A 22452-nucleotide genomic window follows, 5' to 3' on the forward strand; every position below is an offset into this window, starting at 1 on the left:
TACGAGGAACACCATCATGATGGTCATACGCCCCATTTGTCAGAATGACCTAAAGTCACTTTACCGACTTGCAGAAAAAACCGGCATTGGTTTTACCTCCTTGGTGTCTGATGAAGCCATTCTACAAAAGAAAATCGACGGCGCCGTGCGTTCTTTTAACAAAGAAAACGTCACCAAGCCCCACAATGAAGATTATTTGATGGTACTTGAAGATACCACAACAGGTGACATTGTTGGTACCTGTGGAATATTAGCTACGGTTGGTTTAGATGAACCCTTCTACAGCTATCATCTAGGAACCATTACTCACGCATCCCGTGAACTTGGTGTACATAACGCCATTCCTACTCTGATACTTAATAATGACTTCACCGGATTTAGTGAGATCTGCACACTGTTTTTAGAAGAAGATTACCGTCATTCAAAAAACGGCCAACTGCTTTCTAAGGCACGTTTTATGTTCATGGCACAATTTCCTGAACGTTTTACCGATAAAGTATTCGCGGAAATGCGTGGTGTTAGTGATGAAAATGGCATTTCTCCTCTATGGGAGAGTCTTGGCCGCCACTTCTTCTCTATTGATTTTAAAGAAGCTGACGAACTTACCTCTCAAGGTAACAAACAGTTTATTGCTGAGCTTATGCCGAACAACCCAGTCTACGTTAACTTGCTGCCACAAGAAGCCCGCGACGTCTTGGGACAAGTTCACAAAAATACGGTGCCAGCCCGTCGTTTATTAGAACAAGAAGGCTTTCGTTATGAAAACTACGTCGACATTTTTGATGGCGGCCCAAGTTTAGAGGCTCGTGTGCAAGACATACGAGCAGTCCGTGACAGCCGACTTTGCCTTGCTAACATAGGTCAACCTAAAGGCATCCGTGAAGGCAAGGGCGAAGGGATGAGCGAAGGTAATTACTATCTTGTCTCGAATGCCAAGGTAAAAGACTTTCGTTGCATTCTGATTCAACGCTCAATACCGCCTGGCAGCGCTATGACTTTGACTCAAGAGGAAGCAGACTGCCTCTGCATAATAAACAAAGAACCCGTTCGAATCGTGGAACTATCACCCTATTCAAGATAAGTGCGCTTAACCTTTATCAGAATTGAAAGTACTAAAGTTAAAAGTGCACGAATTAACAGGAGCTATCATGAAACAAGCACATTATATTAATGGTCAATGGTTAGCAGGCGAAGGCCAGCTACTCCGCTCTATCGACCCAGCAGATGCAAGTTTAGTATGGCAAGCCAACACAGCCACTTCAGACCAAGTAGATTTAGCCATCAAGTCTGCTCGCTCTGCATTTCCTACTTGGGCTAATCGCCCTTTAGAAGAACGCTTAACGATTATTGAAGCCTTCGCAGAATTGGTAAAACAGCACAGCGAAGAAATCGCTACCGCCATTAGCCGCGAAACCGGCAAACCAATCTGGGAAACCCGCACCGAAGCCGCTGCTATGGTGGGCAAGGTCGCGATTTCCAAACAGGCGTATCACGAAAGAACAGGTGAAAAGACCACGCCTATGCCTGGTGCCACAGCCCGACTACGCCATCGTCCACATGGTGTGGTTGCTGTATTTGGCCCTTACAACTTTCCCGGGCATTTACCCAATGGCCACATAGTTCCAGCGCTGATTGCAGGTAATACAGTAGTTTTTAAACCAAGCGAGCAAGCTCCTGCTACGTCGGATTTGATCATTCAGTTATGGGAAAAAGCTGGTCTGCCAGCTGGCGTACTTAACTTGATTCAAGGCGAGCGCGACACTGGCGTTGCTTTGGCCAATCACCAAGGCATCGACGGATTATTCTTCACCGGCAGTCCACAAGTAGGTCACATTTTACACAACGATTTTGCTGGCCATCCGGGCAAAATCTTGGCGTTAGAAATGGGCGGCAACAACCCATTATTAGTTTCTGAACAAGTGGCGGATCAACGTGCTGCCGTGCATGAAATCATCCAGTCAGCCTTTATATCAGCAGGACAGCGTTGTACTTGTGCCCGTCGTTTATTATTGCCGAAAGGCAAGCTTGGCGATGCGATTTTGCAGTCCCTAGTAACGGCAACCAAAGCGCTAAAAATCGATCGTTTTGATGCGGTCGAACAGCCATTCATGGGACCTGTCGTATCAGCTCAAGCCGCCGACGGTTTACTGCAAGCCTACCAAAAACTGATCAAATTAGGCGCATCACCAATCCTAGAAATGACCCGCGGCGACAGCCAAACCGGCTTTGTTACACCGGGTATTATCGACGCAACAGACATGCTAGACGAGCTTCCAGATCAGGAATATTTCGGCCCTTTGCTGACGGTGATTCGTTATGACTCTTTGGATCAAGCCATGAACATCGCCAACAACACCAAGTTTGGTTTGTCTGCCGGTCTCTTATCCGATGACGCAGCCGAGTATGAATGGTTCTTACAGTATAGCCGTGCTGGCATTATCAACTGGAACCGCCAAACTACCGGTGCATCAAGCAACGCACCATTTGGTGGCACAGGCGCTAGTGGCAACCATAGAGCCAGCGCTTACTATGCAGCAGATTATTGCGCTTACCCAGTTGCCAGTATTGAGGCAGACAGCTTAACCATGCCGGAAAAACTTGGTCACGGCATTACCCTTTAACGACACAGAAGACACAATTTACAAGAGGTCATTATGAACACTGCGACAGAAGCCAATTTTGACGGCTTAGTGGGCCCAACCCACAACTACAGCGGCCTATCTTTTGGTAACGTCGCTTCATTGAATAACTCGGCACGTCCATCCAATCCAAAAGCAGCGGCAAAACAAGGCTTAGTAAAAATGAAAGCCTTGGCTGACATGGGATTTGTTCAAGGTGTACTCGCGCCACACGAGCGCCCACATATCCCAACGCTGCGCCGTTTAGGTTTTTCTGGTAGTGACGCAAATATATTAGAACAAGCTGCCAAACAAGCACCCAAGCTGCTTGCTGCGGTTAGTTCTGCGTCTTGTATGTGGACAGCCAACGCTGCAACCGTATCGCCAAGTGGTGACACCAGTGACAAGCGAGTGCATTTCACGCCTGCAAACTTAGTAAATAAATTCCATCGTTCCATCGAACATGAAACCACTGGCGCGATTTTACAAGCGACCTTTAAAGACGAAAAACATTTCGCTCATCATCCAGCGTTGCCTAGTGTCGATCACTTTGGCGATGAAGGAGCAGCAAACCACACACGTTTTTGCCATGGTTATGGCGAACAAGGCATCGAATTCTTTGTGTATGGAATGGAAGCCTTCAACAACAGCGCGCCACATCCTGCTAAGTTTCCAGCTCGCCATACATTAGAAGCATCACAGGCCGTGGCGCGTCGTCATGGATTATCAGCAAATCAAGTGGTTTACGCACAACAAAATCCAGACGTCATCGACGCTGGTGTTTTCCACAATGACGTCATCGCCGTTGGCAATCGCAATGCGCACTTCTATCACCAAGAAGCCTTCTTGGATACCGCCAAGATGAAGCAAGACTTGCTCACAGCTTGGGGAGAAAGAGAATCTAAGTTCCACTTGATTGAAGTTCCGAGTAATGCCGTATCAGTACAAGACTGCATTCAGTCTTACCTGTTTAACAGCCAACTATTAAGCCGTGGCGACGATGACATGGTTTTGGTTGTACCGGGAGAATGCGAAAATAACCCAGCAGTTTGGGCGTATTTAAATAGCCTAGTTATTGGTCAATCGCCGATCAATGAGATCAAAGTCTTCGACCTCAAACAAAGCATGAGCAACGGCGGCGGCCCAGCTTGCCTTCGACTTCGCGTTGCCCTAACGCAAGCTGAGCAACAAGCTATTAATCCATCGACACTGATGAATGACGCCTTGTTTGAGCGTTTAAATATCTGGGTAGATAAGCATTACCGGGATGAACTGCATGAAAAAGACCTTGCCGATCCGCAGCTGTTAATCGAAAGCCGCAACGCATTAGATGAATTAACTCAGATAATGCACTTGGGAAGTGTCTACGAATTTCAAAGATAGTCTCGAACAACCCCACCCTAACCCTACACTTGAAGATAAGGGGCTTCAGCTCCTCCCCCTGCTAAGGGGGAGGTTGGGAGGGGGTTATCTCTTAAAAGTGCTCGCCATTCTCGTAATAATCTTTGCCCTGTAGATCATGAAACAAAACGGTAATGTCTTGGCCACTATCTACCAATGGTCTAACCAATTCTTCGATGATTAACGCTACTTTGCGCTTTACTTCATCGCCTCTGTCAAACCACAAAACATCAAAGAATGGATAAGCAGGAGAAGCGCCGCCAACCGCAAGATACGTCGTTGCTTGGTACTCAAGTGTAAAATGTAAATTAGGTGTATCAGTAATTTCAGCTAAGTTTTCTATCAGGATATCTGCGATAGATTCTAATTCGTCAAAAGCTAGTCCACGAACACGTAAATGAGGCATATTAATCCTTAGTCGATATCAACAATTTAGCAGTAAATAATGCCTGATTTACTAACCTTCATCTACATAATCGAATGAACGACTTTCAATCACTTGGCCATCCTGAACGACATCAACACTCCATTTACCATCAAAACCAGGCATTAATCGTTTACTTGACCATACTCGCCAACGGTCACCACCTATATCAAATCCTATATCAGCTTGATCTTCGCCATCCAGTTTCCAACGATGAATAACTTGGCTGCCAGACATATCACGTAAATCAGTAAAGAAATACACTCTTTGTATTTCGCCATATTCTACTTTTACAGTGGGCCCAATATCATCAATCGGCTCTCGATCTACAACATCTGTTGAAAATTGAGCACGAGCCACTGTACCTTCAGCCCAAGCTGGTAAAATCATCGCAAACGATAAAATACCAGCCAAAGCAACTTTAGTTAACGTTTGCCACATATTAAAATCCTATTGTACTTGTATAAAAATGTTTGCATTAAAAATGCGTGAAATAGCCATTTTCTCGCCGACCTTAATTTTTATTTAACTCTTCTTTAGAGACGAATATAACCATAAAGTTAGCTGAAAACTGTGTAAAAGAAACGAGAGTTTTGTGTAATTTTGCAAGCTCTCTCGCTTCTTTTGTGTCAAACAATAACTAACTTTCTGTTGAGGCTTTCTTTTTAGACTTTCTTTTTAAGGAATATATGTGGCTGAAGTGAATACTTACTTTGCTTGACGATCCGCCAAGGGCGTTGAAAAAGTATATTCCATATCCCAAGGAAAACGTATCCACGTATCTTGGCTTACTTCGGTAATAAAAGTATCAACCAATGGCTTACCAGCAGGTTTTGCGTAAATGGTCGCAAAATGAGCTTTAGGCAACATTTCACGTACTTTTGCCGCAGTACGCCCTGTATCAACTAGATCATCAATCAAAATGAAGCCTTCACCGTCGCCTTCTACGCCTTTCAAAACGTTCAGCTCACCTTGCTTCATTACTCCATCGCCTTTCTCGCCGGCACCGTAACTAACAATACAAATCGTATCAATCAGGCGAATATCCATTTCACGACATAAAATAGCCGCTGGCACTAAACCGCCACGAGTAATCGCAATAATTCCCTTCCAAGGACCTTGCTCAAGCAAACGCCAAGACAAAGCGCGAGCATTCCTATGTAACTCTTCCCAAGATACCGGAAAATCTTTTGAATAAGGGGTCATCAAAGCTCCTACGCCTTTCGCTATTGGTTCTGATTTCTCAATTATGTGCCACTAAGGGAATAACATAATACAAGAAAAGATTGAGTGGAAATAAAAGATTAGGATTTTAGCGGCAATGGTAGGCCGGCCGCAACAAAAGTTACCCGATCGGTCAATTTAGCTAGCGCCTGATTCATTGCGCCAGCCTCATCACCAAAACGCCTAGCCAGCGCATTCATCGGCATAATACCTAAACCCACTTCACTCGATACTAGAATTAAATCCCCTTCGAATACTTCAACCGCTTTTAGTAGCGCTTGTTTTTCATCTTCCAAACGAGTTTCATCTTCTAGGCACAATAAGTTCGTCATCCATAAGGTAAAACACTCAACGATGACTGCTTGATCAGGTGAATTAAGAGAATGTAAGACTCTTGCCAATGCTAACGGCTCTTCTATCAATTGCCATTCACTCGGTCGGTTGTCTTTATGCAAGCGCACTCGGTCTGCCATGCCGTCATCCCACACTTGAGACGTCGCCACATAACAGACTGGTTTTCCGCAAGCCGTTATTTGTTCTTGAGCGAAAGCACTTTTACCACTACGAACGCCACCTAAAACGAGATGCTTCATGCTAGCTCTCGGCCTCCCTCTGTTTTTAATAAACGAATCAATGCGCTATTTAAAGCATCCATTTCACGCAAAGCCGGTAATGCCACACGAATCCAACCTTCGCCTAAGCGAGTATGAACACCGACTTGATGCAACATTTCAAAAACTTGCGCTGCATACTCATGACTATCGAGAAACCAAGTCACAAACAGCGGGCTCAATACATAATCTTGAGAATCAAAAATAGTATTGAATTTTGGCATCACACGTTCAACAAAGGCAGCTTGTCGTACTTTTAAGCCTTGCAAAGCTTGAGAATGCCAAGCTTTATCAGCAAAGGCTAATTGCACCAAATACAGGCTCGCCGTGGCAACAGGCCAAGGTCCAAGCAAATTATTTAGCGCGGCTTGCCATTTACTGGCACAAAAAGCGAACCCAACACGAGCTCCTGCCAAACCAAAAAACTTACCAACCGATCGCATAATAAAAAGCGACTCACTCAAATCTGAACTATTTTGGTGATTCAATAGGCTTAATTCAGGACAAGCATCAATGAAGGCTTCGTCTACTACTAAATGCGCGCCTTTTTGCTCCGCATGAGCAATAAGCTGAGACAAAGCCTTGCCTGGTGCGATTTCTCCGGTTGGATTATTTGGCTGAATCACCACAGCAACAGCCCATTCTTGCTCTAATAACTCCTCTAAAGCATCGTAATAGGCAATATCAAAGCCCCACTTTTTCCAAGCAAAAGCATGTTCCTGATAACCAATACGAGGCACAAAAACTGTTTGATTTGCGACGAGCTGAGTTGAAGACTGACAAGCCAGCAACATCGGCGGCAGAGACTCAATAATATGCTGCGAACCCGCGCCAATTGCATTGGGACGACGACCAAAATAGCGCTCGGCTTCGTCTAGTAAATCCGCTTGATCGGGTAAATCCATCCACAAGGAAGGCGCTATTTCGGGAATCGGCCAAGGTTCACGATTGCATGCTGAAGATAAATCCAACCAATTTAACGCCTTGCTGCCAACCTTACGTTGCCAATAAGCTAAATCGCCACCATGCTTCGGCGGCGTGCTTTCTAGATTTGGAGCATTTCCTAAACTTGAAGAGCTGTCTAACTTCGAAGATTTTAGACCAACAGACATATAACCAATCCCCATAAAAATACGCTTTTATCCACCAGCCAAATAGCTTCTTTTAAATGGTGAGGAGCAGGTAAATCACCTTCCCCCAGAATTGGTCTGGTTTCTACTTTTCCAAAATACGGCGCTTCGCCACCCAATTGAACGCCTAATGCACCAGCGCCTGCCGCCATTACAGGGCCTGCATTTGGGCTTTTCCAACGAGTAGAAGGACGTCGCGCACTACGAATAGAAGCACGCCAATGACCACAAGCGGCATAGGTATAAACAACAAGGCGAGCTGGAACATAATTCAGCACATCATCAAAACGTGCCGCAAACCAACCAAAATACAGCAAGGATTCTGTTTTGTAGCCCCACATAGCATCAAGTGTATTGGCAAGGCGATACAAAAGCACACCAGGCGCACCGAATATAAGAAACCAAAAGATGGGAGCAAAAATCGCGTCACTGCCATTTTCTAATACCGACTCAATACCCGCTTTCGCTACTGCCGATTCATCTAAATTTTGAGTATCACGGCTTACGATATAACTCACTGCGCGGCGTGCTTCATCGAGCTTCTCTTCTGATAATGGCGATGCAGATAAAGGCTGATAAATCGCCAACGCATGTTCACGTAAACTCTGCCAACCAATGGCAAAATACAACACCAACACAGAAAAAAGAGTATCCAACCAGTTTGGTAATAGCCAAAACAAAGCCAATAAAATCAGCAACCAAGGCAAAACCGCCACCAGCCAAGCCAACATACCAACCATTCGCTGACGAGATTGCGAAGCCTCTAAGGGCAATTGGATATGCTTGCGACAAAGATCCACCCAGCGACCAAACCAAATCAAAGGGTGCCAACTTTTGGGCTCACCTAATAAGCGATCAAGCACCAAAGCCGATACTAAAATCAAACTGGTGCAGGAAGAAAAAGCTAAGAAGTTATCAAAAAAGGCATCAATAATACTGTCTAAATTAGAAAGGATCATAAATATAGGTCGTTTTTTCACTTAACAAGATAAGAAGGTAAGGTAGAATTCTATCACCTTATTGATTTGAAGCGTGATGATACTGAATGCCAGCCTTTAGTTTAATGATCCAAGGAACCACCTCGGACGCAGGAAAAAGCACCTTAGTCACGGCATTGTGCCGTTTATTCGTTCGTCGAGGTATACAAGTCGCGCCATTCAAGCCACAAAATATGGCATTAAACAGCGCTGTCACGCAAGATGGCAATGAAATAGGCCGAGCCCAAGCTGTGCAAGCCTATGCCGCGGGGCTTGAACCACACGTGGACATGAACCCGATTCTGCTTAAACCCAACACAGACACAGGCGCGCAAGTCATCATCCAAGGCAAAGCCGTGGGTAACATGAATGCGGTTGGTTATCACGAATACAAAAGTATTGCCAAAATCGCCGCGCTGGATTCTTATCATCGCTTAGCCGAACAATACCAAGCTGTTTTAATTGAAGGCGCTGGCAGCCCAGCGGAAATTAATTTACGCGCTCGCGACATCGCAAACATGGGCTTTGCCGAAAGCATCGATTGTCCAGTTATTATCATCGCTGACATCGACAAAGGCGGCGTGTTTGCTCACCTCGTTGGAACGCTGGATTTACTTAGCCCAAGTGAGCAAGATCGAGTCATTGGCTTTGTGATAAACCGCTTTCGTGGCGATATTAGCTTATTACAGTCTGGCCTTGACTGGCTCGAAGAACGCACTGGAAAACCCGTTTTGGGGGTGCTCCCCTTCTTAAAAGGTTTCCACTTAGAATCCGAAGACGCCGTTGCCAAAAGCCCCATTAAAACTGACACAAATGCAAAGTTAAACATCGTCATCCCTATTATGCCGCGTACTAGTAATCACACAGACTGGGACGCGCTACGCCTTCACCCTGATGTTCAAGTTACACTGGTTGGTTCGAACGAAAGCATTCCACCAGCGGATCTAGTGATCCTACCCGGTAGCAAAAGCGTGCAAAGCGACCTCGCCTTTTTGCGACAAGAAGGTTGGGAAGACTATCTGAACAAACACCTAAGATACGGCGGAAAAGTCATTGGGATTTGCGGTGGCTATCAAATGCTCGGCGAGCAACTGCTCGATCCGCTGGGGCTAGAAAACCAACACGCCAACACACAATCGACTGGATTTGGCTTTATACCAATGGAAACCGTCCTTAAAGAAGAAAAACAACTTAAACAACGTCATGGACAACTTGCCTTTTCAGGCAGTTCATCCCGCTCTTCAAACAATTACGCAAAAGTTACTGGCTACGAAATCCACTCTGGCGTGTCGAGCTTTTCAGCCAATACGACAATAAACCACTTTGCTCTCTTAGATAATGAACAAAACAAAGAAAACGGCGAACAAGAAGGCTACATATCAGAAGACGGCAAAATCATCGGCACTTATCTTCATGGCGTATTTGACCACCCAGAAGCCCTGCAGGCCTTACTAAACTGGGCAGGCGTCAACCAAGCGGCCGCATTCGACTACGACCAATACCGAGACAGCGAAATCAACCGACTCGCCGACAGCACCGAACAAAATATGGACATCGATGCATTAATTAAACAGTGTCGAAACTTCCAGCAATAAAAAAGCGAGCCATGGCTCGCTTTTGTTGATTCCAATGAAGAGAAACCAGTGATTAACTCAAGGCTCTGGAGTGATGTTCTAGGTGATCGTCGATGAAGCTGGCGATGAAGAAGTAGCTGTGATCGTAGCCCGGTTGACGGCGTAACGTGATCGGATGTCCAGCTTTTTCACAAGCAGCTTCTAGAGCTTCTGGTTTTAGTTGTTCTACCAAGAAGTTATCAGCTTCGCCTTGATCGATAAACAAAGGTAAGCGTTCACTGGCATTCTCTATCAGCAAAGTCGCATCCCATTCGTTCCAAGTGGCTTTGTCTTCACCCAAGTATCCGGTGAAGGCTTTTTCGCCCCAAGGACAGTTGGTTGGGTTAGCAATTGGCGCAAAGGCCGAGACAGATTGATACATACCTGGGTTCTTCAACGCACAAATCAAGGCGCCGTGACCACCCATTGAGTGACCAGAGATCGAACGCTTGTCTGTCACAGGGAAGTTGGTTTCTACCAAATGCGGCAATTCTTGAACCACGTAATCATACATGTGGTAAGTATTCGAATAAGGCTCAACCGTGGCATTGATATAAAACCCTGCAGCGGAACCGAAGTCGTAGCTTTCATGCTCGTTTGGATAATCCGTTCCGCGTGGGCTGGTATCTGGACAAACAATAGCTAAACCAAGTTCTGCCGCTTTACGAAATGCGCCGGCTTTCTGTGTGAAGTTCTCATCGTTACAGGTCAGACCTGACAACCAGTACAAAACAGGGACTTTTTGCGTTTCTGCTTGTGGCGGTAGGTAAATGGCAAAGGTCATTTCGCTTTTCACTGACAAGCTTTCATGCTTATAACGCTTCAACCAACCGCCGAAGCTTTTGGTGCTGGATAACAATTCCATAGCTGTCTCCTTAGCTGTGTTAAAAAAGCCCGCTTAGCGGGCTTATCAAAACGGTATGATCACGATTATTTATCGAAAAGAATAACTGTACGAATACTCTCGCCTTTGTGCATCAAATCAAACGCTTCGTTGATTCTCTCAAGCGGCATAGTGTGTGTCACGAATGGGTCGATTTCGATCTTGCCGTTCATGTAGTCTTCTACGTAACCAGGCAATTGGCTGCGACCTTTCACACCACCAAAAGCAGAGCCTTTCCAGACTCGACCGGTTACCAATTGGAATGGACGAGTAGAGATTTCTTGGCCAGCACCAGCAACACCGATGATGATGGATTCGCCCCAACCTTTGTGACAGCACTCAAGCGCTTGACGCATTACTTGAACGTTACCGATGCATTCGAATGAGTAATCTACGCCGCCGTCTGTCATATCAACGATTAGCTGCTGAATTGGTGCATCAAATTTCTTCGGATTGATGCAATCAGTCGCGCCGAATTGTTTCGCCATTTCGAATTTAGATTCGTTGATATCGATAGCGATAATGCGAGAAGCTCCTGCCATGCGAGCACCTTGGATAACCGACAAACCAATGCCACCCAAACCAAAGACAGCAACCGTTGCGCCTTCCTCAACTTTCGCCGTGTTTAGTACTGCACCGATACCTGTTGTGATACCACAACCTAACAAACAGACTTTTTCTAGCGGTGCGTCAACGTGGATTTTCGCCAAAGAAATTTCAGGAACCACACTGTATTCAGAGAAGGTAGACGTACCCATATAATGGAAAATTGGCTCGCCATTAATGCTAAAACGGCTAGTACCGTCTGGCATTAGGCCTTTACCTTGGGTAACACGGACCGCTTGGCAAAGGTTGGTTTTGCCAGACTTACAGAACTTACACTCGCCACATTCTGCGGTGTATAGAGGAATAACGTGATCGCCAACTTTAAGCGTGGTAACGCCTTCGCCCACGGCTTCAACAACACCTGCACCTTCATGGCCAAGAATCGCAGGGAAAATGCCTTCTGGATCTTCACCAGACAAGGTGAACGCGTCTGTGTGACAAACGCCTGTTGCGACCATGCGAACAAGTACTTCGCCTTTTTGCGGATCCTGAACGTCAACTTCTTCGATTTTAAGTGGTTGGCCTGGACCCCAAGCAACAGCAGCTTTACATTTCATAGCGCACTCCAATGTGTATATTGATTCATTTTCGATTCAACTAGTGTAGTCGTAAATGATTACAAGGATAATCTCCCATTTGGAAAATGATTATTGCCATATGGCAACAATCATTTTTTACTTTATTAAAAATGCGCTAATCTAAGCGTTTCGATTGCAGGGTAATGAGATGAAAAATTGGGAAGCCATGGAAGCCTTTGTCGAAGTCGTCAGACAAGGCAGCTTTTCGGCGGCAGCGATTAAGCTCAGCGTGTCGGCGTCTCATATTAGTCGCTTAATTACTCAACTCGAAGCCGAGCTAGGTACGACACTGCTATTTCGCACCACAAGACGCATTCGTTTAAGCGACGCGGGTGATTTATATTATCAACACTGTCGTGGCTTGCCTGAAGCGCTGAGTAGTGCCGAGGAAATGATTTCTACCCTCAACCAAGCGCCAATTGGCCCGTTTAAAATGACCTGCGCTACCACCTTTGGTGAACGCTACATAGCGCCTTTGATGAACGATTTTTTATTGCATCACCCAAAAATAGAGCTGGATTTTCATCTTACTAACCGCTCAGTAGATTTAATAGAAGAAGGTTATGATCTGGCGATTCGCATGGGCGCCATGAAAGATTCCAGCCATTTGTCCCGACGTTTGTGTGATAGGGTCGAATACCTTTGTGCGTCACGAGAATACATAGATCAGCACGGCATGCCGCATACATTAGCCGAATTGAACAAACACCGATGCTTGATCGGTTCCAAAAATCATTGGCTGTTTCAACAAGATGGACAGCGCAAAGAAGTAAAAGTCGGCAGCCAATGGCGCAGTAATTCAGGCCCAGCCTTATTAGATGCGGTTCGTAAAGGCTTAGGTATCGCACAATTGCCTGATTATTATGTTACCGACGATCTCGCCAGCGGCAAGCTCATTCCCTTGTTAACACAATATCAATATCCATACAGCGGCGTTTGGTTGGTTTATCCGAAAGTGCGGCAACCATCACCGAAGTTACAAAGTATTTGTGATTATCTGATTAAGCGTTTTAAACAAGATCCACCATTTGCCAAATAACCCACGTATGTTTAAATACGCACCACATACTCACTCTTAAGCATCATTAAGCGAAGCCCATGTTTTCACAAGAAGATCTAGTTCAAGTTGCTCGTCAAACTATGCCATTTGGTAAATACCAAGGTCGTGTTTTGATTGATCTACCGGAAGCCTATTTACTCTGGTTTGCTCACGAAGGCTGGCCGAATGGCAATCTAGGACAATGGCTACAACTGGCGTTAGAAATTAAAATTAATGGATTGGAAAAGCTGGTCGATCCATTGCGTAAACCGACCGAGAAAAAACCAGACGAGCCGAAAGTTCGCATTCGTTTTGATGATTAGTTTTTTCACGCAAGCAATCTAAGAAGGCCGACGAGTATAGAGCAAAATGTCGCCTTCTTGCTCTGTGTCTTGCTTTAGAACAAAGCCAGCACGTTCTGCTACTTTCATCGAGGCAATATTACCCACCTTAACCAGTGCAACTAATGGTTCATCAAAGTAATGCACCAATTTAGACAACATTTGATGGGCAAACCCTTTTCCGCGCGCTTCCGGTGCAACAGTCCAGGATAATTCCCACGCATTTTCCACGCGATCCGCTCGACAAGTTCCAACCGCTACACCATTAACTTCAGCAATCCACAAAAGCCTTTGTTTGGGCTTATTTTTTTCAGGTTTGTTTTGTTCAGGAAAGTCCAATGACGCTTCAAGCCAAGCAAGGTGTGACTCAAATATAACTTCATCGCTATTATGAGACGCTTTGCGGGTGTCTGGATCATTGCGCCACACGAATAAATTTTCGGCGTCTGCCATCTCTGCTGGTCGTAAATTTAATTGGTCTGTCATATCGTACTTCGCCCATTTTATAGCAATTGTCCTTTCTCACCGACAACAACTTACAGCGAGTATACACTTTAAATATGCCTCTCTCGCACTATTCTACATTCTGAAATAAGGTACGGAAATTGCTTAAATTTTTGAATCTTAAAAACATGCTATACACATCTTTTTTCTAAAAACCAAACTGGAAAGCACACTAAATGGATATCAGAATCGACGATTTATCTGGCCCAGAAATCGAACAATTACTCACAGAACACCTCGAAGACATGTTTGCGGCATCACCGCCTGAGTGCGTTTTTGCATTAGATTTAAACGGATTAAAAAAACCGAACATTACCTTCTGGACGGTTTGGGAAGATAGCCAATTGCTAGGCTGTGGAGCGCTTAAAACGCTAGACGAAACACACGCTGAAATTAAATCTATGCGTACCACCAGCGCCGCTCGCAACAAAGGCGTTGCTTCTACCCTACTTCGTCATATCATCGATGCAGCCAAGCAAAAAGGGCTCAATAAAATCAGCTTAGAAACAGGATCACAAGACTTCTTCGCGCCAGCAAGAAAGCTTTACACCAAACATAACTTTATTGAATGTGGACCGTTCTCCGATTACAAACTTGATCCTTACAGTGTATTTATGACCAGAAGCCTTTAACTGTGCCATTGTTCCATTACAGTCTGCTTCATTAATTTTGCCATCTGTGCATTACGACTGCTCAATAACAGCGTTAAACTTTATAGATTCAAGATAAAAACTAAAGGACGCAGAATGAAAACGATCGGCATTATTGGCGGAATGAGTTGGGAATCCTCAGCTTTGTATTACAAAAGCATCAACGAGTTGACCAAACAAAAACTCGGCGGCCTGCATTCCGCTAAGATCGTTTTATCCAGTGTCGATTTTGCTGAAATTGAGCGTTTGCAACATCAAGGCGATTGGCTACAGTTAGGAGAAATCCTCTCTGCTGAAGCCAAACGTTTAGAACAAGCTGATGCTGATTTCATACTTATCGCAACTAATACCATGCACAAGGTGGCGAATGTTGTTCAAAATGCGGTAAGAATTCCTTTACTGCATATTGCCGATGCCACCGCTAAAGAACTCGTTAAACAAAAACATCAAAAAGTTGGCTTTATCGGTACTCGCTATTCGATGGAAGAAGACTTTTATATTAAGCGATTAGAAGAGCAATATGGTTTAGAGGTAATCACACCATCGAAGCAAGACAGGGACGACATACATAGAATTATTTACGAGGAATTATGTCTCGGTAAAATTCTTCCTGAATCGAGACAAATTTATATCGACATCGTTAATCGACTTCAAGCAGCCGGAGCCGACGCCATCATCGAAGGCTGCACGGAAATCACCCTATTATTAAAACAAGAACACGTTACTGTACCTTTATTTGATACTACTTACATTCACGCTAAAGCCGCTGTGGATGAGGCGTTAAACGCCTGATCGCCTTATGATTTTTTTATCAATACCACTATCACTACACTTAGCTTCTAGCCGACATTCAAAAACGCCTTAAACGTATTTGGGTTATCGGCTAGAAACTTATTACTTAATGTCCACTAGCCGCTTTTTTCGTAAAGAATATAAAGGGTGTCAGAACTAAAAATAAGACTGTCAGCATAGTAAAGAGGTCAATGGTTGACAGCATTAACCCTTGTGACGTGACTGTTTGATTAAAGCTCATCAGGCTTGCTGTGCTTGGGTCTTGCAGTTGCTGTGACACAATAGGGTTATATTGCGATATGTTTTCACTTAATACTGAATGATGGGCACTTGAGTTACGGGTCCATATCCAGGCGGTTAAAGAAGACGAGAAGCTAGCGCCAAGGGTTCGAATAAAGGTAGACAAAGAGGCGCCATCCGCGATTTCAGGACCATTTAAGTCTGACATCAAGATCGTAGTCATTGGCATAAAAAATAAGCCGATGCCAATTCCCATAAACAACTGTATAAGTGCGATCGTCGTAAAATCGACCTCTAAATTAAATAGAGTTCGCCAATAACAACTTATGCCAATAACCAAAAATGAGCTTGCTGCTAACCAGCGCATATCGAGTTTATTGCCGAATTTACCCAGAAACGGCGACATCAACAATGGTAAAACCCCCATTGGAGCTGCGGCTAATCCTGCCCATAATGCGGTATAACCCATTTGAGTCTGAAGCCATTGTGGAAGAATAAGGTTAATACTGAAAAATCCGCCATACCCCAATGTCAGTAATATAGTGCCGACACAGAAATTTCGATTAGCAAACAAACGAAGATTGATCGCTGGATGGTCGTCTGTTAACTCCCAAATCACCATAAAAGTCAGCATGATGGCAGCAAAAACAGCCCCAGCAATAATCCAATTATTGGAAAACCAATCTAAATCATTGCCTTTGTCTAACACGATTTGCAGTACACCAACACCAAGCGCCATGGTTGCTAATCCGATGATGTCTAATTTCGGTTTGGTTTTCTGCTGAGGCCGGTCTTTAAACTGCGCAGAGATAACAACTATCGAGAAAATCCCTACTGGAATGTTAATAAAGAAAATCCATGGCCAACTGTAGTTGTAGGTTAACCAACCGCCAAGTATGGGACCCACAATGGGGCCCACTACGGCGACCATGCCTATTAAAGAGAGAGCCATTCCCCGTTTCGCGCGCGGAAAAATAGACATCAAAAGCACCTGACTCATTGGAAACAAAGGTGCTGCTGTTAAACCTTGTATAGCGCGAAATAAAACCATTTCAGTCATGTTTTGCGCTATACCACATAAAAATGAGGTAATAATAAAGCCTAGCAAGGCCGCAATATACAGCTGTACTTCACCAAATTTTCGGCTTAACCAAGACGTGATTGGTAAACCAATCGCAAGACAAACGGTAAAGGAAGTAATAACCCAAGTACCTTGGTTAAAACTCACGCCCATATTGCCTGCGATAGTCGGCAGAGCCACGTTTGCAATAGTGGTATCCAGCACCTGCATAAACACGCCCAGCGAGATGGCAAAGACACACAGAGCCATATTAGCTGGGCGAAACCCTTCTTGTTGACTCATAGACAGCCCTTACTACTTGTTTGTCGATGCATGACTAAGCTGGACATCGTTGTCTTTAATAATTTGACTGATAATCTGTTGAATATTTTCCATAGGCTTATCATAAGCATTAGTATCAAAACGCGGCTTTTCAGGGCTGGTGGTCGATAACAACTTACCAGACGTGTTTGATGTATCCACATCAACATTCATGGATAAGCCAATGCGTAAAGGATGGCTCGTAATATCATGGGTATCTAACTTAATACGGACAGGTAAACGCTGAACAATTTTAATCCAATTACCTGTGGCATTTTGTGCAGGTAAAACAGAGAACGCACTGCCAGTACCAATCCCTAAACTTTCCACTGTTCCATGGAAAACTACCTCGTCACCATAAAGGTCACTTATCAAAGAAACTGGTTGGCCAATACGCATGCTATTCAGTTGGGTTTCTTTAAAATTAGCATCTACCCAAACATCATTAAGTGGGACAACCGCCATTAAAGTTGAACTTGGTGAGACGCGTTGCCCCAATTGTACTTGGCGACGAGCCACATATCCGGTGACAGGAGCGACAATGTCAGTGCGTTGTTTGGTTAAATAAGCCTGCTTCACATCCGTAATCGCGGATTGAACAATTGGGTGAGTTTCTACGGTAGTGCCAGATATCATGGAAGACTGAGCTTTCAATTGCTCGATAGCAACAGCCAGTTGAGTTTGAGCCGAATCGACCATGTCTTTTGCGTGGCTTAGGTCTTCTTGAGACAAACCACCTGCTTTGACCATATTTTTACGACGATCATAATCTCTTTCTGCTTTATGTAAGGCAATCTTATTGGCATCGACAACGGCTTCGGCTTGCGTCACATTATTAAACATAGCTCTTACTTGACGGACCGCTTGGGCTAATTTTGCTTTAGAATTTTCATACTCAAGATCCGCATCGGCTTTATCAAAACGTACTAAAACTTGTCCTTTTTCGACAAAGTCACCGTCATCTGCGGTAATTTGTGTAACAGTACCAACTGTTTCTGGCGTAATAGAGACGATATTGCCTTCAACATAAGCATCATCTGTTGTTTGATTGCCAACCACAAACGATTCGTAGTACCAAGCAGTCCCGATTGCACCCAATGCAACAATACCGAAAAGGATTATTAGACCCTTCTTACGCTGGTTTTTCTTTGGTGCCGCTGTGTTTTCAACGTTGTCTTGCATAATTTTGTTCACCATTATTGTTTAGAAACAGATGTCGACTGGCTATCTTCAAAACCACCACCTAGCGCTTCAATAAGCGCAACTTGTTGTTCTTGAAGTTGGTTTTTTAACTGAGTTGTTACTGACTCTGCTTGTAGTAATTGATTTTCAATGAGTAAAACTTCAAGTTGACTACCCATTCCAGATTGATAACGTTTTTCTGTAATGTGATAACTTTTAGTTACTAGCTGAAGGCTTTGTTCTGCGTCTTGTATTTGCTCATTGATAGATTTAATAGATAAAACGCTATCCGTTACATCTCCGAAGGCTTTAACAATCGTCTTATTGTATTGAGCGACCGCAGCATCATAAGAAGCTGTCTGATCAATCAAGTTAGCTTTAAGTCCTTGCGTAAACAAAGGCAAAGAGATGGCGGGCCCAACACTCCAAGAACGACTTTCTTCGCCAAACATAGAGTCACCAGCAATCTTTTTAAAGCCAGCCGATGCACTTAAATTAACATTTGGATAAAAACGTGTTTTAGCAACTTCAATATTTTTGTTTGCCGCTTCAACGCGCCATTTAGCTGCGACAATGTCTGGGCGATGGGCAATTAAATTAGCAGGTAATTGTTCCGGAAGATTAAGTTTGGTGCCCATGTGTGCATCAGGTCGATTAATTGTATTAGCGAGATCAGGACCCGCTCCAACTAACGTTGCCAAAGCATTTTTTAATAACTGAATAGACAGAGTGCGGTTTTTTAGTACTTGTTTTGCTGAGGCTTCATTACCCTGAGCTGTGTATAAGTGATCGTCTGATGTTAGGCCATTTGATAATAACTGCCGCGTAATCGAAACGATACGCTGAGTTCGCTCTAGATCTTCTTTTGCTAAATCTTCTAAAGAATAGGCATTAGCAAGCTGTATGTAGATACGAATAATGGCTGAAGATAAATTTATTTTTGCCGCTTGATGATCTATCTCAGCGGCTTTTTGATCATTAACGCTAGCAACCCATGCGGCCTTATTGCCACCCCATAGATCAAAAGAGTAGTTCATATTTAAGCCAAGATTATAGACGGTTCCATACTTATTACCTTGGTAACTATAATCTTCCACACGAGACAAACGAGAGCGTGTAACACCCGCATCGGCAGATACGACAGGATCAAATTTACTGTCTGCAGACATAACAAAAGCCGATGCTTTTTCTAAATTTGCATTCGCCATTTGGATGTCAGGACTATTTTTTAGCGCCTTTGCTATCAGCTGGTTCAGTTGGGAGTCTTCAAGAGATAACCACCAAGATTGACTTGGCCAATTCGACGAGTACAAGTTCTTCGTATCTAAGTTACTCGCGTGGCTTATTAATGACTCATCATCCATGGTGTTGTGCGTTTTAATACTGGACGGTGGCGCACAACCATAGAGAAAGTATAACAACATAAAGGGAGTGATTTTCACCAGCTTTAACATTTTTCATCCTTCTTATTAGACAGATGGCACTCTTCTGAAAGAGAAGAGCTGACAATTTTGCTTAAGCAATGTAGTAAGTTTTGCTTTTCTTCCGTCGTTAAACATTCAGTTAAATTATTAATAGCGGCCTGAGCAAGAGGGAGCGCACGAGATGTCACAACTTGTCCAGTGTCGGTTAATTGAATCAGAACAGAACGACGATCATCAGGATCAGCGATTCGTTGAATAAAATGTTTTTTCTCTAATCTGTCCAACATTCGAGTCATTGCACCGCCATCCACACCCAAGGCCTTGCTAATATCGGAAGAGCGTTGATTATTCGATAAGTAGAGTCTAAACAACACTTTAACTTGGCCTGATGTAATCTCTTCCTCGACCAGATATTGATCAAGAAAACGATCTTTTATCTGATTGGTTTTGCCGAGCAAAAAACCAATATTGCTAAATAAAAGCTCATGAGAGTCTTGGGGGGGTTGTGTCATGATTAACCTAGTCAAAGAGATATAAATTTAATTGCCTAAACAGTATTTGCCTATGCAACTAAATTATTCCACCATGAAAACAGTCAGTCAATATTTAGTGTCCGCTTATTTTATAGACAGATGAGGATTTATTATTTTGTGCACATTCAGTAGTACGTAAGGAAGAGTTGATGTATTGATAGCGATAGATACTTGAAAAATATTCTTTGCGTCGATCAAAGCGAAAGAAATGCTGACATGAGGATTTCAAAGTAACAAAAAAGCCAGCACGAAGGCTGGCTCGTTTTCGTTATTTGGTAAGGGAACAACCAAATAAGGAAACCTTATATATCCTGTACTAGATCCCGCCGTGAGTTAACTTAGCTGGATCTAGTAAGGCAAGTAATTCCTCTCGACTTAGGTCGGTTTCTTCTTCAGCCACATCGACCACTGGACGACCTTCTTTGTAGGCTTTTTTCGCAATCTCTGCGGCTTTGCCATAACCGATAATCGGATTAAGTGCGGTTACCAAAATAGGGTTACGATGCAATGCCTGATTCAATTTATCTTCATTCACGGTTAGCGTCGCAATAGCATTATCTGCTAAAAGCTGGCCGCTGTTTGCCAATAGCTTGATGCTGTTTAGCAAGTTCTTAGCAATCATTGGTAACATGACGTTCAATTCAAAATTACCAGACTGTCCGCCGATAGTGATTGCCGCGTCGTTACCAATCACTTGTGCCGCCACCATAGCCGTTGCTTCTGGAATCACTGGATTCACTTTGCCCGGCATAATAGACGAACCAGGCTGCAAGGCTTGTAGAGAAATTTCGCCTAAACCCGCTAATGGGCCAGAGTTCATCCAACGAAGGTCATTGGCAATTTTCATGTAGGTCACTGCAACTGCTTTTAACTGTCCAGATAAGGCGACGGCCGTATCTTGCGAACCAATCAAAGCGAAAAAATTATTACCCTTGCTGAAAGTGACATTTGTTAGATTAGACAGCTCTTTGGCAAATAGTTCAGCAAATTCTGGATGAGCATTAATACCGGTTCCAACCGCCGTCCCGCCTTGGGCAAGCTGAGTGGTTTTGCTTTCAAGATAAGTTAGGTTATCAATATTGTCTTGTAGTTGTGCAGCCCAAGCATGAAAAGTTTGATCCAATCGAACCGGCATAGCATCCATCAGATGCGTTCGGCCTGTTTTCGTATAACCCGCAAGCGCAGTACCTTTTTCAAGAATCGTGTCTTTTAGATGAACTAATGCTGGAAGCAGATGACCGGTTAACTCTAACGTCGCGCTGACATGAATCGCACTTGGAATCACGTCGTTGCTGCTTTGACCATAGTTCACATGATCATTTGGATTCACCGCTGAACCATTTACCTCTGAACAATAGTACGCACTGGCTAATGTGGCGATCACTTCATTGACGTTCATATTCGAGCTGGTACCAGAGCCCGTTTGGAAAACATCGACGGGGAAATGCTGCATCAGATCGTCGGCATTTAATAGTTCGTCACAGGCGTTTTGAATCGCTTTAGACATTTCCGGTGTAATGCATTCTAAAGATTCATTAGCTCGTGCAGCCGCTGCTTTAATTAAGATAAGAGAGCGAATAAAGGCTTCAGGCAGTGGCTCATCGCTAATCGGAAAGTTATTAATAGCTCGCTGGGTTTGGGCGCCATAAAGTGCTTTTTCAGGAACTTCTAATTCGCCCATACTGTCTTTTTCAATACGCATTTTCATTAGTAAATAAAGTCCTTATTGTTCGAAGGAAGAAATAAAATAATGGCTCAGAATCCGTAAATTATGCTCCATCTTGAAGTAATTCTTAGCATCTTGATACGTTACAATTAAATGCTTGAGATGTGACAAGGGCAAATATACCTTATCTAAACAAGTCTGACGCCAGTGAGGTGCGATACTTGTATCGCAAACCGTATCCAGCAAGACATTGAACACTCTTTGATGCAGTAAAGTCGCATCGGTAATATTCAATCGCTCAGCGTACTCTTCTGTTAGGTTCAAATAATGATAGAGCACTTCTGGAGAGTCTGCACACTGCCCTCCTTGAATGGTCTGCTCGAGCACTGAAAATGGCACTAAATAATGACCCATCGCTTCGCCCTCTAAAATTCCAAAACACAAAATATAAATGATAACTATTATCAATAATGTGCATGAAAGCCAGATCTGTCAAGCAGTTGATAACGATTCTTATTGATTTTTAATATTTCCTGCGATTACTTGATTAAAATCAGCCAATTGCTAGCACCAAAATGCAAAAGCCCCTGCTACGTCATCCGTAATGAACTGACCCCATAAAGTTGGACTCTATT

Annotated in this window: 23 protein-coding genes; 8 read left to right on the forward strand and 15 right to left on the reverse strand. The window is 43.8% G+C overall.

Annotation, left to right across the window (positions count from 1 at the left end; all coding sequences use genetic code 11):
* The first annotated feature begins 16 nt into the window (after positions 1-16).
* The 3 genes from astA to astB all read left to right on the forward strand — a co-directional run bounded on the left by astA (position 17) and on the right by astB (position 4001).
* Complete coding sequence (gene astA / locus TY87_RS19200; protein WP_072840648.1) at positions 17-1081, forward strand: arginine N-succinyltransferase; 1065 nt, start codon at positions 17-19, stop codon at positions 1079-1081.
* A gap of 67 nt (positions 1082-1148) precedes the next feature.
* A complete protein-coding gene (astD, locus tag TY87_RS19205) occupies positions 1149-2621 on the forward strand; it encodes a succinylglutamate-semialdehyde dehydrogenase (RefSeq protein ID WP_198432139.1) in 1473 nt (490 codons plus the stop codon).
* A gap of 33 nt (positions 2622-2654) precedes the next feature.
* A complete protein-coding gene (astB, locus tag TY87_RS19210) occupies positions 2655-4001 on the forward strand; it encodes an N-succinylarginine dihydrolase (protein WP_100188297.1) in 1347 nt (448 codons plus the stop codon).
* Between the two features lie 91 nt (positions 4002-4092).
* On the opposite strand, the gene TY87_RS19215 is transcribed toward astB, so the two are convergent.
* The 6 genes from TY87_RS19215 to cbiB form a co-directional block, all read right to left on the reverse strand.
* Positions 4093-4425, reverse strand: a complete 333-nt coding sequence (locus TY87_RS19215; RefSeq protein WP_100188298.1) for a DUF1904 family protein — start codon at positions 4423-4425, stop codon at positions 4093-4095.
* A 51-nt stretch (positions 4426-4476) separates the two neighbouring features.
* Positions 4477-4884: a DUF2914 domain-containing protein gene (locus tag TY87_RS19220; protein WP_072840651.1), complete on the reverse strand. Its 408-nt coding sequence runs from the start codon at positions 4882-4884 to the stop codon at positions 4477-4479.
* Positions 4885-5151: 267 nt separating this feature from the next.
* Positions 5152-5649 carry a xanthine phosphoribosyltransferase gene (gene gpt, locus TY87_RS19225; protein WP_012071340.1) on the reverse strand — a complete coding sequence of 166 codons (498 nt, stop codon included), beginning with the start codon at positions 5647-5649 and terminating at the stop codon, positions 5152-5154.
* A 98-nt stretch (positions 5650-5747) separates the two neighbouring features.
* Positions 5748-6260 carry a bifunctional adenosylcobinamide kinase/adenosylcobinamide-phosphate guanylyltransferase gene (gene cobU, locus TY87_RS19230; RefSeq protein ID WP_072840652.1) on the reverse strand — a complete coding sequence of 171 codons (513 nt, stop codon included), beginning with the start codon at positions 6258-6260 and terminating at the stop codon, positions 5748-5750.
* Positions 6257-7390, reverse strand: coding sequence for an aminotransferase class I/II-fold pyridoxal phosphate-dependent enzyme (locus TY87_RS19235; RefSeq protein WP_100188312.1), 1134 nt, complete (start codon positions 7388-7390; stop codon positions 6257-6259). The genes cobU and TY87_RS19235 overlap by 4 nt, the downstream gene beginning before the upstream one ends.
* The gene (cbiB, locus tag TY87_RS19240; RefSeq protein WP_100188299.1) at positions 7375-8367 is read right to left on the reverse strand and encodes an adenosylcobinamide-phosphate synthase CbiB; all 993 of its coding nucleotides are present in this window, start codon (positions 8365-8367) and stop codon (positions 7375-7377) included. The genes TY87_RS19235 and cbiB overlap by 16 nt, the downstream gene beginning before the upstream one ends.
* Before the next feature lie 86 nt (positions 8368-8453).
* Here cbiB and TY87_RS19245 point away from each other — a divergent pair, with 86 nt between their 5' ends.
* Positions 8454-9980: a cobyric acid synthase gene (locus TY87_RS19245; RefSeq protein ID WP_100188300.1), complete on the forward strand. Its 1527-nt coding sequence runs from the start codon at positions 8454-8456 to the stop codon at positions 9978-9980.
* Between the two features lie 52 nt (positions 9981-10032).
* Here TY87_RS19245 and fghA read toward each other — a convergent pair whose 3' ends face one another.
* Both fghA and TY87_RS19255 read right to left on the reverse strand, forming a co-directional pair.
* A complete protein-coding gene (fghA, locus tag TY87_RS19250; protein ID WP_100188301.1) occupies positions 10033-10863 on the reverse strand; it encodes an S-formylglutathione hydrolase in 831 nt (276 codons plus the stop codon).
* Positions 10864-10928: 65 nt separating this feature from the next.
* The gene (locus TY87_RS19255; protein ID WP_072840656.1) at positions 10929-12044 is read right to left on the reverse strand and encodes an S-(hydroxymethyl)glutathione dehydrogenase/class III alcohol dehydrogenase; all 1116 of its coding nucleotides are present in this window, start codon (positions 12042-12044) and stop codon (positions 10929-10931) included.
* 169 nt (positions 12045-12213) lie between these two features.
* On the opposite strand from TY87_RS19255, the gene TY87_RS19260 reads away from it, so the two are divergent.
* A complete protein-coding gene (locus TY87_RS19260; RefSeq protein WP_100188302.1) occupies positions 12214-13104 on the forward strand; it encodes a LysR family transcriptional regulator in 891 nt (296 codons plus the stop codon).
* Between the two features lie 59 nt (positions 13105-13163).
* Complete coding sequence (locus tag TY87_RS19265; RefSeq protein WP_100188303.1) at positions 13164-13427, forward strand: DUF3820 family protein; 264 nt, start codon at positions 13164-13166, stop codon at positions 13425-13427.
* An 18-nt stretch (positions 13428-13445) separates the two neighbouring features.
* On the opposite strand, the gene TY87_RS19270 is transcribed toward TY87_RS19265, so the two are convergent.
* A complete protein-coding gene (locus tag TY87_RS19270) occupies positions 13446-13931 on the reverse strand; it encodes a GNAT family N-acetyltransferase (RefSeq protein WP_100188304.1) in 486 nt (161 codons plus the stop codon).
* 194 nt (positions 13932-14125) lie between these two features.
* Here TY87_RS19270 and TY87_RS19275 point away from each other — a divergent pair, with 194 nt between their 5' ends.
* Complete coding sequence (locus tag TY87_RS19275; protein WP_100188305.1) at positions 14126-14581, forward strand: GNAT family N-acetyltransferase; 456 nt, start codon at positions 14126-14128, stop codon at positions 14579-14581.
* Positions 14582-14695: 114 nt separating this feature from the next.
* A complete protein-coding gene (locus TY87_RS19280) occupies positions 14696-15391 on the forward strand; it encodes an aspartate/glutamate racemase family protein (protein WP_100188306.1) in 696 nt (231 codons plus the stop codon).
* Between the two features lie 106 nt (positions 15392-15497).
* On the opposite strand, the gene TY87_RS19285 is transcribed toward TY87_RS19280, so the two are convergent.
* From TY87_RS19285 to TY87_RS19310, 6 genes are all read right to left on the reverse strand, one after another.
* On the reverse strand, positions 15498-16994 hold the full coding sequence (locus tag TY87_RS19285; protein ID WP_072840662.1) for a DHA2 family efflux MFS transporter permease subunit: 1497 nt from the start codon (positions 16992-16994) through the stop codon (positions 15498-15500).
* Between the two features lie 12 nt (positions 16995-17006).
* A complete protein-coding gene (locus TY87_RS19290) occupies positions 17007-18194 on the reverse strand; it encodes an HlyD/EmrA/EmrK family protein (protein ID WP_198432140.1) in 1188 nt (395 codons plus the stop codon).
* Between the two features lie 14 nt (positions 18195-18208).
* A complete protein-coding gene (locus tag TY87_RS19295) occupies positions 18209-19648 on the reverse strand; it encodes an efflux transporter outer membrane subunit (RefSeq protein WP_100188308.1) in 1440 nt (479 codons plus the stop codon).
* Entirely contained in the window at positions 19642-20130 is a 489-nt protein-coding gene (locus TY87_RS19300; protein ID WP_072840665.1) for a MarR family winged helix-turn-helix transcriptional regulator, read from the reverse strand. The genes TY87_RS19295 and TY87_RS19300 overlap by 7 nt, the downstream gene beginning before the upstream one ends.
* Positions 20131-20467: 337 nt before the next feature.
* Complete coding sequence (locus TY87_RS19305) at positions 20468-21859, reverse strand: class II fumarate hydratase (protein WP_100188309.1); 1392 nt, start codon at positions 21857-21859, stop codon at positions 20468-20470.
* A 15-nt stretch (positions 21860-21874) separates the two neighbouring features.
* Positions 21875-22231 (reverse strand): hypothetical protein, encoded by a 357-nt coding sequence (locus tag TY87_RS19310; RefSeq protein WP_100188310.1) that lies wholly within the window; start codon positions 22229-22231, stop codon positions 21875-21877.
* Between the last annotated feature and the right edge of the window lie 221 nt (positions 22232-22452).

The sequence above is a fragment of the Marinomonas sp. BSi20584 genome (genome assembly GCF_002792415.1).
Taxonomy (GTDB): domain Bacteria; phylum Pseudomonadota; class Gammaproteobacteria; order Pseudomonadales; family Marinomonadaceae; genus Marinomonas; species Marinomonas polaris.

Excerpts from the sequence above, each read along its gene's own strand:
- TY87_RS19300 (WP_072840665.1), bottom strand. The coding sequence starts at position 20,130 with ATGACACAACCCCCCCAAGACTCTCATGAGCTTTTATTTAGCAATATT.
- TY87_RS19295 (WP_100188308.1), bottom strand. The coding sequence starts at position 19,648 with ATGTTAAAGCTGGTGAAAATCACTCCCTTTATGTTGTTATACTTTCTC.
- TY87_RS19255 (WP_072840656.1), bottom strand. The coding sequence starts at position 12,044 with ATGAAATGTAAAGCTGCTGTTGCTTGGGGTCCAGGCCAACCACTTAAA.
- TY87_RS19290 (WP_198432140.1), bottom strand. The coding sequence starts at position 18,194 with ATGCAAGACAACGTTGAAAACACAGCGGCACCAAAGAAAAACCAGCGT.
- TY87_RS19245 (WP_100188300.1), top strand. The coding sequence starts at position 8,454 with ATGCCAGCCTTTAGTTTAATGATCCAAGGAACCACCTCGGACGCAGGA.
- astB (WP_100188297.1), top strand. The coding sequence starts at position 2,655 with ATGAACACTGCGACAGAAGCCAATTTTGACGGCTTAGTGGGCCCAACC.
- TY87_RS19275 (WP_100188305.1), top strand. The coding sequence starts at position 14,126 with ATGGATATCAGAATCGACGATTTATCTGGCCCAGAAATCGAACAATTA.
- TY87_RS19265 (WP_100188303.1), top strand. The coding sequence starts at position 13,164 with ATGTTTTCACAAGAAGATCTAGTTCAAGTTGCTCGTCAAACTATGCCA.
- fghA (WP_100188301.1), bottom strand. The coding sequence starts at position 10,863 with ATGGAATTGTTATCCAGCACCAAAAGCTTCGGCGGTTGGTTGAAGCGT.
- cbiB (WP_100188299.1), bottom strand. The coding sequence starts at position 8,367 with ATGATCCTTTCTAATTTAGACAGTATTATTGATGCCTTTTTTGATAAC.
- TY87_RS19220 (WP_072840651.1), bottom strand. The coding sequence starts at position 4,884 with ATGTGGCAAACGTTAACTAAAGTTGCTTTGGCTGGTATTTTATCGTTT.
- cobU (WP_072840652.1), bottom strand. The coding sequence starts at position 6,260 with ATGAAGCATCTCGTTTTAGGTGGCGTTCGTAGTGGTAAAAGTGCTTTC.
- TY87_RS19270 (WP_100188304.1), bottom strand. The coding sequence starts at position 13,931 with ATGACAGACCAATTAAATTTACGACCAGCAGAGATGGCAGACGCCGAA.
- TY87_RS19285 (WP_072840662.1), bottom strand. The coding sequence starts at position 16,994 with ATGAGTCAACAAGAAGGGTTTCGCCCAGCTAATATGGCTCTGTGTGTC.
- TY87_RS19310 (WP_100188310.1), bottom strand. The coding sequence starts at position 22,231 with ATGGGTCATTATTTAGTGCCATTTTCAGTGCTCGAGCAGACCATTCAA.
- TY87_RS19260 (WP_100188302.1), top strand. The coding sequence starts at position 12,214 with ATGAAAAATTGGGAAGCCATGGAAGCCTTTGTCGAAGTCGTCAGACAA.
- astA (WP_072840648.1), top strand. The coding sequence starts at position 17 with ATGATGGTCATACGCCCCATTTGTCAGAATGACCTAAAGTCACTTTAC.
- TY87_RS19215 (WP_100188298.1), bottom strand. The coding sequence starts at position 4,425 with ATGCCTCATTTACGTGTTCGTGGACTAGCTTTTGACGAATTAGAATCT.
- TY87_RS19305 (WP_100188309.1), bottom strand. The coding sequence starts at position 21,859 with ATGAAAATGCGTATTGAAAAAGACAGTATGGGCGAATTAGAAGTTCCT.
- TY87_RS19235 (WP_100188312.1), bottom strand. The coding sequence starts at position 7,390 with ATGTCTGTTGGTCTAAAATCTTCGAAGTTAGACAGCTCTTCAAGTTTA.
- gpt (WP_012071340.1), bottom strand. The coding sequence starts at position 5,649 with ATGACCCCTTATTCAAAAGATTTTCCGGTATCTTGGGAAGAGTTACAT.
- TY87_RS19280 (WP_100188306.1), top strand. The coding sequence starts at position 14,696 with ATGAAAACGATCGGCATTATTGGCGGAATGAGTTGGGAATCCTCAGCT.
- astD (WP_198432139.1), top strand. The coding sequence starts at position 1,149 with ATGAAACAAGCACATTATATTAATGGTCAATGGTTAGCAGGCGAAGGC.